The organism is Aerococcus loyolae (assembly GCF_002871915.2).
Classification (GTDB): domain Bacteria; phylum Bacillota; class Bacilli; order Lactobacillales; family Aerococcaceae; genus Aerococcus; species Aerococcus loyolae.
Genome location: NZ_CP126958.1, coordinates 157,793 through 170,441, shown reverse-complemented (window position 1 = coordinate 170,441; position 12,649 = coordinate 157,793). Strand labels below are relative to the sequence as shown.

Here is a 12,649-nt window from a genome sequence, read left to right as displayed (position 1 = left end):
AGCTTAATAATTCACTCCAATAGCGGTACCAATACATAAGCCAATGCCAATCCCCAGGGGCATATTATCTAAAAGTGCCCCGAAGCAAGCCCCTACGCCTAAACCAAGAGCGATTCCCACACCAATATGGTCATCGGCTTCTTTTTCTTTGCGGTTAGCCTTATGGTCATGAGATGAAGTAGTCTTTTTAGCTTTACGAATCCCATAAATCGCGAGTCCAGCGAGCAATACTAGGATGACAATAATTGCAATCAGTTTCATAGTGGTAATTTCCATTTTTGATCATCTCCCTATTCAATCATTCATATTTCATCTTTCACTACCAGTATAGTCATAAATAATTGACACGTCAAATATAAGCGACAGGTTTTTCACCATTCGATCCTCTTTTTTCAAAAAGAATCATAGTAGCCAACTAAAAGCAAGCAAGTTTGTTAAACAGCGAACAATATAGGGCTTTTATATCGCTCGACTTTTGATAAGGCTTACATTGTATGTATACTTCATGATAAAATAATATATAAATAATAAATATTTGAGATAGGAGATTGTCAAATGAAAAAGAAATTACAAATTACCTTGACTGCCCTCACTTCCTTGGCACTTTTGGCCGCTTGTTCAAACGGTGGCAATAATAAGGATGACCAAGCCGCTTCCTCTGACCAGAGTGAAGAAGTGGCTAACCAAGAGTCACAAGCAGAGGCCCCTAAAGAAAATGAAGAGTCAGCCGAAAAAGCTGACTGGAGCGAAGAACAACCTGCCCTAGTGGCTGGGACCCTCTCCTTAGCGGAAATGACCGATGCCTTAGATATTCCCCTGGTTGGGGTCACCTCCCACGCCCCCGAACAATTGCCTGAAGCCTATCGTGACCTCCCTAAAGTCGGTAGCGGTCCTAAAATTGACTTAGAAACCTTGGCAGCAACCGAGGCGGACTACTACTTGAATAACAAGAAACTGGAAGGCATGACCCGCCAACAAGTGGAAGGGACTGGGGTTGAACCGGTTTACTTTGACTATACCCGCTATGATGATGTCAAACAAACCCTCTTAGACATTGGTAAATTAGCTGGCCGCCAAGACAAGGCCCAAAGCATTGTTAATGACATCAATGCCAAAGAAGAAGAAGTCTTAAAAGGCACCGAAGACTTGAACGGAAAGACCTTCGTCATTATCTTTAACTCCGAAGAAGGCAGTTCCGTAGCCTCTGATGACAGCTATCTAGCTTCTATTTTAGAAAAATTCGGTCTCAAAAATATTGCTGACGAATCCCTAGAAGCCGGAAGTGACGTGATCACCGATGGTAGTTTAGTAAACTTCTCTTCTGAAGCCATCATCGATGCCGACCCTGACTACATTATTAGCTATTCCCTCTCCAATGTCTTTAACTTAAAGAATAAGGGTACCGCTGACGAAAACACTTCCCAAGAACAAATTGAAGCAGAGTTGCAAAAACCTATCTGGCAAGAAACCAAGGCAGGTAAAAACAACCACATTATTTCCCTAACCTCTAATGACATTAGTATCAATGGGGGCTTAGGATTAGCTGATGACCTCGCAACCGTTAAGAAAGCCCTCTTAGGAGAAGATTAGGGTGATTAAGCGAAACAGAAGTCGCTGGCTGCTCTTTCTGTTTTTATTGGTGGTGCTAGCTATCTTTGCCCTGATCGGCATGCGGTTAGGGAGTATCCCCGTCAATCTGGAAGACATCTTATCCTCTTTCACCGGCCAAGCCACTAAGCGGGGACAAATCCTCTGGAGTATTCGCTATCCCCGGATCGCCATTACCCTCCTAGCAGGTCTCAACCTGGGACTTTCCGGACTACTGATCCAAAGCGTGCTCAAAAACCCGATCACCGATAGCAATATCCTAGGGATTAACGCGGGAGCTAGCTTACTAGCAGTGGTGATTTTGATCCTGTTCCCAGAGCAGACCGCCATGGTTCCCCTTTTCGCCTTTGTCGGCGGGGTGGGGGCCTTCCTTTTGGTCGGCCTCTTGGCCTTTCAGTCATCCTATTCTTCGATACGGATTGTCCTGACGGGTCTAGCCATCCGCTCAGTTTTGGGCGGTTTACAAAGCGTTATCGTTACCATGAATAGTGACCGCCTCCATGGAGCCATCCTCTGGTTAAACGGTAATCTCAGTGGTCATAGTTGGCAGGATATTCTCCTACTCTTCCTCTATGCCCTACCGGCTTATCTCTGTCTTTTCTTTATCCACCCCAAGATGGACTTACTTCAATTAGAAGATGGACTGATTCATTCCTTAGGCTATCCGCCCAAGGTCATTGCCTTAATGGTGGCGCTGGTGGGCGTTTATCTGGCTGCCATTACGGTTTCCTTTGTGGGGATGATCGGCTTTGTGGGATTAATTATCCCCCATGTGGCCCGTTTACTGGTTGGTGGCAAGCATAGTCGCTTGATCCCCTTTACCGGAATTCTGGGAGCAATTTTACTTATTCTGGCCGATACGCTATCGCGGACGATCATCGCTCCTTTGGAAATTCCTATTGGGACCACCATGTCCTTAATTGGAGGACCTTTCTTCCTCTACCTGCTTTACCGCCAATCGACTCGGAGGTGATCGACCATCTTATTAACAGCCCAAGATATCAGTTTTTCTTATGGAAGACAGTCGGACTTTCACTTGAGTCATATTTCACTGACTGTTGAAGCGGGAAGTGTTACCGGATTAATCGGTCCTAACGGGTCAGGCAAGACCACCCTCTTTGACTGCTTAAATGGGCGCAAGACTCTAGCAAGCGGCCAGGTTATTTTTGAAGGGGAAGACTTGCAAGATATCCCCTTAAAAGAACGGGCCAAAAAGATTGCCGTAGTCCAACAAAGCCACCGCAACCAGCTCTTGCTTTCGGTTAGGGATATTGTTAGCCTGGGAAGGAGCCCCTACCAGTCTTGGTTGACCTCATCCTCAAAGGCCGACCAAGATATTGTCGACCGCGTGCTTGACCTGGTCGGTTTAAGTGATTATCGCGATAAACAGCTCCAGGAACTCTCGGGCGGTCAGCGGCAGTTAGTCTGGCTGGCCCTCGCCCTGGCCCAAGAGCCTGACCTCCTCTTTCTCGATGAACCGACGACCTACCTGGACATCCGTAATCAAATTCACTTCCTGAACCTGATTAGTCAGCTCAATAAGGAAGAAGGTCTCACAGTGGTCATGATCCTCCACGACCTCAACCAGGTTCTCCGCTACTGCGATTATGCCTATCTGCTCTCGGAAGGCCAATTAGTCGTCGGCGGAAAGCCCGCTGATGTTCTCAGCCAAGACACTATTGAAGCGACCTACCAAGTCCAGTCCGACCGTCTCTATCATCCCAATGGTCACTTTGTTTTAGACTTTTATTAAGCCATGAAAGGAAGGCCAAGCATTGAAATATACAGAAATTGAAGATCTGAAAGTAGAACACCCAGTGGAAAGCCCCATCACTGACATCGACCGTTCCCTAGACAACTGGGTAGAAGTGGCCGCCGAGAAAACCCAGGCAGCCCGTGCTAGTGATGCAGTCAAGCTCGATTGCGGAGTATTAAGCGTTGACCAAATTAACCAGCTCTTAGCCAATATTGACCATGAGGTAACCACTTGCGACGCCAATAACCAATACCTCTTCTACAACCGTCACAAGCCCAAAGAAGACATGGTCGCCAAACGCAATCCCGAAGCGGTAGGTGAGGCCCTCTTCAATATCCACCCCGAACGAGTGGCTGAGAGTGTTGCTAAACTCATCTATGAAATGCGCACCCACCAAGTCCCCCGGGTGGTTTTGCGGTCGAATTGGAGCGAGACCGAGCGTTTCGTCACCCATAACCACCGGGCCTTCTATAATCCTGATGGGAGCTATGAAGGCACCATGGAATGGGTACAGGATAACCTGCCGATTTTGAAGTATTACTGCCAGATGACCGGCCAAGAAATGGTCGACGACCAAGCGGCCGATCCCAAGTCGAAGCCTCAGGTAATCTTAGACAGTCGCTCATCCCGCTTTGTCGATAAGAAGTATGACGACTGGACCCAGGGAGCCCAAGCCCCCCACCGATTGGAAAGTCAAGTCTATCCTGACAACCACTGGCTCGACCAAGCAATCGAGGCCAAGGACCCCGCCAGTGGTCAAGACTATGTCTGCTTAGATCGCGGCATTCTTACGGTTTCTCACCTGAACCATTTCCTAAAACAGATCCCTGTAGAAGTGGCCTACTATGACCAAGACGACCGCCTACTTTATTTCAATTATAAGAACGATGTCGATGAAATGTTGAACCCTAAGACTGTCAGCTCAGTCGGACTCGACATTAACTCTAATTACCCCGAAGAAGAACATCAAAAGGTCAAAGATATCCTAGCTGCACTTAAATCTAAAGAGAAGACTAGTGAAAAATTCTTTATTTCTTCTACTTCTCCAGGCGAATGGATCGTCTGTACCTTTAAGGGGATCTATGACGCTGACGGCCACTACCTTGGTTGTGTGGAATACTGTCATAATATCCTCCCCTACGTCAACCAAGTCCTGGAGACTTGGGGTAAGAAATTGGTGGACAAGCCCGGTCAAGAAGCAGTCTGGCCGAAAGCGAGAGGGCAGTACCAAGCATAAGTCCACTGTAAACAATAAAAAAGACGAACCCCTGCTCACAATGAACAGGCAGTTCGTCTTTTTTTATGGGCACATTGCTTAAACTAAGTAAGTAGCCGGTAACTTGATTAAAAGATTTTTTCTCGCTTACTTCTTATTAATAGGCCTTGATCTGCTGGTCCAATTTTGCCTTTAATTGATTGATCGACCGTCGCATCCTTTGCAGAGCCTGGAGCTGGTCTTTGATATCTGATTGAACCTTAGCATCGGTAAAGACATTGTCAAACCAGGTATCAAAGAAGTTATCTTTTAAACCATCAGCTATTCCTTGGGGCAAGGCCATGCTGACATCCGCTAACTCTTGGTTTAAAAATCTTAAGGATTGGGCAAGAGCCTCTATTTCTTGGTTTGCCGCCTGAATTTTTCGCCGCTTGATCAAACTAGGCAGAAAGTCACCACCCAGTAAATCCCACATCCCCCATTTGGAAGCCGATTGGAGCAATTCAATCCCCTTATCTAAATGAATCAACACTTCCTGGGCGGCCTGTTGAGCTTCTTCTAATTCTTTCAATGATTTCATGTCAGTAACCTCCTTAACGGAATAGTGGGTTTCCCACGAGCTACAATTTACGCTTTTAGCTTACCATGAGAAAATAAACCAGAAAAGTATCATGCCCCTCAATGCGACTTTCTCCTCAATAAAAAAACCAACTTTTCTCGTCCTAAAAACAGTCTCAAAAAGTCGGTTACTTTTTAATCAATCTTTATTATATTCCCCGGATCAAATCAATCGGTTCATGGTTTAGAATAGCACTGAGACCTGTCCAGTAAATGAGCAAGTTCAAGCCATAGACTAGAACCGCAAATCCTAGGAAGACCAGATAAGGGAAGTATAAGATTAAGGCCTTCATATCAACACTCTTGAATAGACCAGCTATCCCTAACATAATCCCTAAGGTAATCAAGACAGACAAGAGGAAGGACTTCCCTTGTTCGAAGAGGAATTCGCGACTGAAATGATTTCTCAAGGCTTGGATATCCATCCCAATCGAATAGAGGGTCCCGATTTCTTTGCGCCGGTTCATCAGGCTGAGGTTGATGGAGGAATAGCCGTTGGTGATATTCATCAGGAAGATGATGGCCGCAATCCCATAGATGATCAGCTTGAAGCTTTGAATATCTGTAAATTGTTCGGCCTGGATCTCCTCATCTGTGAAAACCTTGAAGCTTTCATTATAAGTTATGGTATTTTCGATGCGGCTGGTGATTTCCTCCTTGGCCCGGCTAGCTTGTCCTTTGGGCAGTTTCAACTTCAATTCGAAGGGATAATTATAATTTTTATCGTCTTGAACCTCTTCCATCAGCTCTTGATAAGTCTCAAAATCCGTATAGACCATAACATTAAAGGGCAGGACCCGGGTCTGGTAGGGGCCAAGATCATCAATGCTATGCGCAATAGGAAGGCTGCGCTGCTTCTCATTAATACTAACCTCTAATTGATCAGGATGATCAAAATACGGCACTTTTTCAGCTTGAGCAAGGGGCTCGTTGGGATCTGCTTGGACCTGGTTGTAGAGGGTAAATTCCCCTGACCTGCCGCCCAGTTTTTGGAGGCCGTCATTTTCGAGGGCGACCAGAATTCCCCTGATGTATTGGGGCTTGGTGTCAGCCATCATTTGCTCCAATTGCTCATCCAGGCCCAGTGATTGGGCGGTTTGGGATAGCTCTAAGTTAGGTTCAATGGCTAGGTTCTTTTCCTTAGAAATATAGCCCTCCCCCTCATAGTCAGCAAGAATTTCTGGCAGGATAGGGGGCAGTTCACCGGTGTCATTGTAGTAGTGGACCGTAAGATCGTAGCCATCATCAAAGGCATAGAAGTCCCGGTTGTAGTCGGCAATGGCATAGACGATACAGAAGATGGCCACAATCAGAATGCCAATAGCTGAGATATAGCGCTGGGACTTGATACTGGCCATATTGTTCAGCCGAAGTTCTTTCCAGAATTTGGGACTTCGCTTCTTGCCCTTCTTCTTAGACAGGCTAAAATTCCCCTTGAGTCCTTCAATAATATCGATCTTCGCGATCTTGCGCGCCGGATAGATGACCGCGACTAGGACCACCACTAGTTCCAACTATTTTTCTCCATAATAAAAAAGCCCCCTTTCAGGAGCTTACTCTTATAAAATTCTACAAATTCTCAACAATCTCTATAATATTCACGCTTTCTGCCCAGTTCTCTGAGCTGAATTTTTCTGTTACTATATCTAATTCTTTCAAAGCTTTGGTCTGTGCCCTTCTCTCTTCAGCACTCTCAGTTCTCCATAACCCAGCGTTCATAAATCCTACATATTCAATATCGCGATCCGCTAAATAAGGGAGTACATATTCCGCAAACAATTTCACTCTTGTTTTAGCTGTAGCATATTGTGAAAAAACAAAGAATTCATCCAGAATAGCTATTTTACTGTACCCTTCTACAATTTTACTATCGTACATCATTGTGCTACCAACAAGCTCTGTATCACCCGAAAACGCGTCAGCCACCTCAGCTATATGTTCCCGACTACCATTGATTGTCATAATTTTAGCTTCTGCTACTGTAATACTATCCTCTTGTTCTTCAAATAGAAAACCTTTTATTTTAACATTTTCGAGATAAACTCCTTGTGAAAACTCTGTTGATTTGCTAAAAGAACCCTCAACCAAGAAATAACCCTCATCGATTTCTTTATCACTTAAAGGAAGCATGTGATCGTTAACATATTCCTCCAAAGTATTATTTTTTGGTAGCTTAACTTTAAACGGAAAACCTTTTTCATTAATAGCTGCGCTCAAAAATATTTTTATTGCTTCGTTTGTAGTCGTTCCTAACGCCTCAAAAATTTCATCAGATTTATCTTTTATATGCGAATTCACTCTTACTTGGATATTTTTCATATAATCACCCGCCTTAATATGCATTATCATTATATATATAATGATAATGCATATTAATAACATAATCAAGTGTTTTCTGCTTATAAAGATTTACTGGTTTAGACGTATTGCATAAGTTAGCAAAAAAGCCCCTTTCAGGAGCCTCTTCTGCAATTTTTCGATAGCTTTATTTCTTATCCAACGAAACGACTGATTCAGCATGTGTCGCCCATAAGCTATGGGTTGGTTTTGGTATGTTGAAACTAAAGTATGAGTAAATAATGCGTGTAGTAGCAATCTAACCTCTATTAATAATGTTATCTTCTATAAATCTTAAAATTCTTTTCATATTATAGGACTGTTCTGGTGATGAGAGTTTCAAAATATATCGAGTAGCTCTCCCTTTTCCCATAACATCAACCATATCTTTCTCCAAAAGCTGATTGATCGTCGTTCTAAAGGTATAATTATCCATCGAAAGTTGATCCTTTGCCTCGCTTCTAGCAATCGATTGATTTTCAATTAAATAATAAAGTATCTTTTTCTGATCTTCTGAATACCCTTCAAATGTTTTCTCCAAGTCAACTTTCCAAATTCTCAATGTTGTTTTATATTGCTCCCTAATAACCTCAGGTAATTTCAAATTATATTTGGAAGCAACATCAAATATTCTCGGGCCTCCGCTTCCAGCTTTCTCAGAAATACCTATTCTTCGCATAATTGTAGACATTGTGTGGTTCCTGATATCTGAATGACCACCGTGTACAAATTCTTCCTCAGTAACTCTCATTTTCCCTGGATTAGAGAATTCATAGTAATCTGGATAAGCTGTTATCGTGATGGGACTGTTCGAATCATAATAAGCATGCATTAGTGAGTTAACTAGAGCTTCCCTAACAGCTGTATACAAATCTGTTCTAAAAGGAAGCCTAGATTTGGTATTTTCGTCCAACATAAACTCATCTTTAAGCGTTCCATTTAATTTATCTAGTGTCATTCTATAAAAGCTGTATACATTTAATTGGGGAAACGCCGCGTCCCCTGACGATATTCGGTCTTTCCAATCTACATCAAGTGAGGATTCCTTCTCAAAATAATCTAACTGAAAGCCTGGAAAACGATCAGTAATAGCCGTATATTTTCCAAAGAATAGTAAGCCTCCCACCGTCAAATGAAATTGACCGTCACCTTGTCGATCCTTTCGAAGAGCGCCTACTTCTATTAATAATTCTCTAAAATCTATGTTCTTGTATCGAGTATTATTCGTTTGTTCGTATAATTCTTTTCGATAAACTTCCAAATCATCGATGTATAAATCTGACAAATCATAATTTAATAGCAATTCATTGTCTGTCTCAGGTTGAGACCCTACGACTAATTCTTTATATTTATCAGGTGTCAACCTTCTGTCACCTTCACCTAATCTCTCAAAAGCGAGTTGCGGATTACCTTTTAAATAAACTGGTTTCAGTTGATAAGGTGCCTCTGAAATCTTTACCATCATTATTTGAACACCATTGTCTACATTTATAATATGCACATCATCATCGTTAATCAGATTAGTACTTACTTTTTGTGGGTTATTTACCATATTAAATAGATCGTCCCTCATTTTTTCTGGTTGTTCTATTCCCACAACTTGCCTTGATTTTTCATCCACGCCAAAAATAACTATACCGCCATCTGTATTTGCAAAGGCAGAATATGTTTCCCAAAAGGAATCAGGAATTTTATTTTTAGCCTTTTTAAGCTCGACATATCTTCCTTCACTAATTTCTAATACTTCGGACTCTTTCACTTGAATGCCCCCCGTTCTTTATATCAATTTACTCACGATTATTTTGATATAAATCGCATTAAATCAATGTTTTGATATTATTTCGCACGATTTTCGCACGATTCACTCACGATTAATTCTTAATCTAAACCGCATTAAATCAACATTCTGATATTATTTCACACGATTTTCGCACGATTTTCGCACGATTCACTCACGATTAATTCTTTCTAAGTTATTATACCAAAAAGAGAAACATAGACTATGTTATCGATACAAGATAGCTCTAGACCTCTCTTATTTTCTATTCTGACAACTCCTCTCGCTTTCAAAGTGGTTTCAAGCTGATTAGCTCCCCCCACTGTCTGATCATAGTTACCGTTTATATCTTGAATGAAACGGTAACTATGTTATAAAAAACTATTTATAAAGTTTTAGCTTCGAATTACTTTTTTTCCCGTTTTCTTTTTAAAAAACAAAAAGCCCCTTTCAGGAGCTTCTTCTACAAGCTATATCATTCCATTTCTTTTTCAACTATCCATCGAACTCAATAAGATTTATCTGTAACTAAGCATTCAATTAATTAATGGTAAATTGTAAAATGAAGTGCATAGAGAAAAGGACGACAAAAAACCAGTGATGCTCTATACTTAAAAGCGTCTAAACCCAAGTAAAGGAGCACTCACTGGCTATGAAACATTCTAACACGAAACCTAGATCATATACACACCTTTCTGCAGAAAAACGCGGAATTATCCAAGCAATGCACCAAGAAGGACATAAACAGAAAGAGATTGCTGACGCCGTTGGCGTCAATCAATGCACCATATCTCGTGAACTAAAACGTGGAAAAACACGTCAAATGAACTATGATCATACCTACGTTGATGTCTATCTTGCAGAAACTGGCTCGCGTGTTTATAAAGATAATCGGTCAAATTCTAAAGCCAGAGGCGCTTTGTATGGAAAATCTAACTTCATTAAAGCCTTTGAGGAAGCCTTACTGACACCTAAAGAAGACCGTATTTTCAGTGTTGATACGTTTATTCATGATTACCGCAGAAAACACCCTTTAGAAAGAGTTCCTTGCACCAAAACCATGTATAAATATATCAATCTTGGTTTATTAAATGTGAGGAATATTGATCTTCCTATGAAAACAAGGATTCGTCCAAGAAAACAACCTAGTGAACCGCGTGGGACGAATAAAAAGGTATTTGGAAAAAGCATTGATCAGCGATGCCCAGACGTCCTTTCAAGAGAAGAATTTGGTCACTGGGAGCTTGACCTCGTGATAGGAAAGAAGACTAAAGGAGAGCCATGTCTTATTACTCTAGTTGAACGGAAAACGCGAAAATTCCTCACCAAGAAGACTTGGAAGTGGGATGCAGATTCCATTGTAAAATCGGTTAAAAAGGTGATTCTTAAAGAGGGTCAAGCGTGTTTTAAAACCTTAACGACCGATAACGGCAGTGAATTTTCTAAACTATCTCAGCTTGAGTATGCTCTGAAGGATTTGGAAGTCTTTTTCGCCCATGCCTATTCAGCTTGGGAAAAAGGCAGTAATGAGAGACATAATCGCATGTTAAGAGAATTCTTGCCCAAAGGGACAAGCTTTAAAAAGCTGACATACCAGGAACTCGCACACTATACGAATACAATAAATAATCGCTTTAGAAAGGTCTTAGATTATCAAACCCCTAACGACTGTTATAACCTAGAAGTTGCGAAACTTCAGGAAACGCTTAAAGAAGCAGGCTAAAGTGCTTAACAAAGCATAGAGATTCAGTGTGGGCCAGTCAAGGTCCGCTTCGCTCTCCACCTTGACAGCCCCACCCTGAATCTCTAAATGATAATCAAGCACTTTAAGCTAGAGAAAAACGGGCCAAGAATTATTGACTTTATCAGCTTTTTAGTTATTTGGCATGACACTGGGATTTTTTAAAATAAATATGCACTTGATATTGCAATTTACCTCAATTAATTAATTTTGACTAGTTGTGTAACACATTCAACATGAATCGTGGATAAAGCTTGGATTGATTTTGGTATGGTGGATAAGTAGTATGGTTGGTAAGTTTTCCTATTTCTCTTCATTCTTGACCTCTTGCTCCAATGCTTTTATCACCTGTAAGTAATCCTCTTCCACTGGAGACAAGGTATTCTTTTGATACTCACGATACTCTTTCTTCGCTTTATCCATAGCCTGTTGATGACTGATCTTACCTGCGGATTGTAAAACAGGTCGGCCAGTCACGCTGAGGACACGATCCAAATGTTCAACGTAATCGCTCATATACATGGGATTATGTTGTATGGCTTGAACTTCGGCAAAATCAAAATACCCAGAAACTAAATTGTTCAAAATCTTCAATTCATCTTCCGTTAAGTAGTTCTTAGCCACTTGAATATCCTTCATAGTCGGCATAGCTCCAGAAAAAGTAGTCAACCCCATAAAGGGTTGTCTCGCATCGGCTCTTTGATAAATAACTTCAGCTGCCGTATGTCCGTGAGCCGCAAAATGCAATTTGTTTTGAACCATCTTGAAGAAGGCAATAGACTCCTGACTCTTGGGATCATAGTCAACACTGGTTGCATATAAATCCAGGACTTGACGGTACATAACCTTCTCTGAGGAACGAATATCGCGGATGCGATCCAACAATTCTTTCCAATAATTACCGCCCGCTTGCCCTTTTAGTCGCTCATCATCCATAGTAAAGCCCTTAACAATATATTCTTTCAGACGTTCAGTGGCCCAACGACGAAAGTGAGTGGCGACTTTAGATTGGATGCGGTAGCCAAGGGAGATAATCATATCGAGATTGTAGAAATTTATCCCTCTTCTAACCTCTCGATCACCCTCTATTTGAACTTGTCGGAATTTCCGACATGTTGATTCCTTATCCAATTCTCCTTCGTTATATATATTTTTAATATGTCCCAAAATATTTGATCTGGAGGATTGAAAAAGATCTACAAGCTGTGGAACATTCAACCAAACTGTTTCATCTTCAAGTTTAACGTCTAATTTACTAGTTCCATCTTCACTTTGGTAGATGATGATCTCTCCGTTGCTATCCTGATTTGTCATTCATATTCGCCTCCTCATCATACGATTTGCTCACGATTATCCTTGATATAAACCGCGTTAAATCAGCATTTCCATTTTATTTCGCACGATTCACTCACGATTATTTATTTCTAGACCATTATACCAAAAAGAGAGACACAGAACTATGTCATTGCCGCAACATAGCTCTAGGTCTCTCTTATTTGTCTATCCTTACAATTTCTCCCGTTTTCAAGGTAATTTCAAGCTGGTCATCTTCAGCTATAATCTTCTCAATCAGTCGATGAACTAAGCTTTCATCAT

Annotated in this window: 11 protein-coding genes; 5 read left to right on the top strand and 6 right to left on the bottom strand. The window is 41.6% G+C overall.

The genetic code is table 11. The annotated features are described in order from the left end of the window. Nucleotides 1-3: 3 nt before the first annotated feature. Entirely contained in the window at nucleotides 4-276 is a 273-nt protein-coding gene (locus CJ190_RS00735; protein WP_180754101.1) for a hypothetical protein, read from the bottom strand. A 279-nt stretch (nucleotides 277-555) separates the two neighbouring features. On the opposite strand from CJ190_RS00735, the gene CJ190_RS00730 reads away from it, so the two are divergent. From CJ190_RS00730 to CJ190_RS00715, 4 genes are all read left to right on the top strand, one after another. Next, nucleotides 556-1,590: an ABC transporter substrate-binding protein gene (locus CJ190_RS00730; protein WP_064293346.1), complete on the top strand. Its 1,035-nt coding sequence runs from the start codon at nucleotides 556-558 to the stop codon at nucleotides 1,588-1,590. Nucleotide 1,591: 1 nt separating this feature from the next. Next, nucleotides 1,592-2,581 carry a FecCD family ABC transporter permease gene (locus CJ190_RS00725; protein WP_082888703.1) on the top strand — a complete coding sequence of 330 codons (990 nt, stop codon included), beginning with the start codon at nucleotides 1,592-1,594 and terminating at the stop codon, nucleotides 2,579-2,581. A 63-nt stretch (nucleotides 2,582-2,644) separates the two neighbouring features. Beyond that, nucleotides 2,645-3,361 (top strand): ABC transporter ATP-binding protein, encoded by a 717-nt coding sequence (locus tag CJ190_RS00720; protein ID WP_168162782.1) that lies wholly within the window; start codon nucleotides 2,645-2,647, stop codon nucleotides 3,359-3,361. 22 nt (nucleotides 3,362-3,383) lie between these two features. Next, nucleotides 3,384-4,601 (top strand): PAS domain-containing protein, encoded by a 1,218-nt coding sequence (locus tag CJ190_RS00715; RefSeq protein WP_064293344.1) that lies wholly within the window; start codon nucleotides 3,384-3,386, stop codon nucleotides 4,599-4,601. Nucleotides 4,602-4,737: 136 nt separating this feature from the next. Here the strand turns inward: CJ190_RS00715 and CJ190_RS00710 are convergent, their stop codons facing one another. The 4 genes from CJ190_RS00710 to CJ190_RS00695 form a co-directional block, all read right to left on the bottom strand. Next, a complete protein-coding gene (locus CJ190_RS00710; protein WP_064293343.1) occupies nucleotides 4,738-5,160 on the bottom strand; it encodes a hypothetical protein in 423 nt (140 codons plus the stop codon). A 187-nt stretch (nucleotides 5,161-5,347) separates the two neighbouring features. Then, nucleotides 5,348-6,712: an ABC transporter permease gene (locus tag CJ190_RS00705; RefSeq protein ID WP_070598114.1), complete on the bottom strand. Its 1,365-nt coding sequence runs from the start codon at nucleotides 6,710-6,712 to the stop codon at nucleotides 5,348-5,350. 55 nt (nucleotides 6,713-6,767) lie between these two features. Continuing rightward, nucleotides 6,768-7,517: a type II toxin-antitoxin system RelB/DinJ family antitoxin gene (locus CJ190_RS00700; protein ID WP_064293341.1), complete on the bottom strand. Its 750-nt coding sequence runs from the start codon at nucleotides 7,515-7,517 to the stop codon at nucleotides 6,768-6,770. A 277-nt stretch (nucleotides 7,518-7,794) separates the two neighbouring features. Continuing rightward, nucleotides 7,795-9,294 (bottom strand): RNA-binding domain-containing protein, encoded by a 1,500-nt coding sequence (locus CJ190_RS00695; RefSeq protein WP_064293340.1) that lies wholly within the window; start codon nucleotides 9,292-9,294, stop codon nucleotides 7,795-7,797. 670 nt (nucleotides 9,295-9,964) lie between these two features. Here CJ190_RS00695 and CJ190_RS00690 point away from each other — a divergent pair. Continuing rightward, entirely contained in the window at nucleotides 9,965-11,035 is a 1,071-nt protein-coding gene (locus CJ190_RS00690; protein WP_101562109.1) for an IS30 family transposase, read from the top strand. Between the two features lie 321 nt (nucleotides 11,036-11,356). On the opposite strand, the gene CJ190_RS00685 is transcribed toward CJ190_RS00690, so the two are convergent. Continuing rightward, a complete protein-coding gene (locus CJ190_RS00685) occupies nucleotides 11,357-12,367 on the bottom strand; it encodes a virulence RhuM family protein (RefSeq protein ID WP_064293339.1) in 1,011 nt (336 codons plus the stop codon). Between the last annotated feature and the right edge of the window lie 282 nt (nucleotides 12,368-12,649).

Bases quoted from the DNA above. Each gene is read 5' to 3' on its own strand.
- CJ190_RS00735 (WP_180754101.1), bottom strand. From the start codon at position 276: ATGGAAATTACCACTATGAAACTGATTGCAATTATTGTCATCCTAGTA.
- CJ190_RS00730 (WP_064293346.1), top strand. From the start codon at position 556: ATGAAAAAGAAATTACAAATTACCTTGACTGCCCTCACTTCCTTGGCA.
- CJ190_RS00710 (WP_064293343.1), bottom strand. From the start codon at position 5,160: ATGAAATCATTGAAAGAATTAGAAGAAGCTCAACAGGCCGCCCAGGAA.
- CJ190_RS00700 (WP_064293341.1), bottom strand. From the start codon at position 7,517: ATGAAAAATATCCAAGTAAGAGTGAATTCGCATATAAAAGATAAATCT.
- CJ190_RS00690 (WP_101562109.1), top strand. From the start codon at position 9,965: ATGAAACATTCTAACACGAAACCTAGATCATATACACACCTTTCTGCA.
- CJ190_RS00685 (WP_064293339.1), bottom strand. From the start codon at position 12,367: ATGACAAATCAGGATAGCAACGGAGAGATCATCATCTACCAAAGTGAA.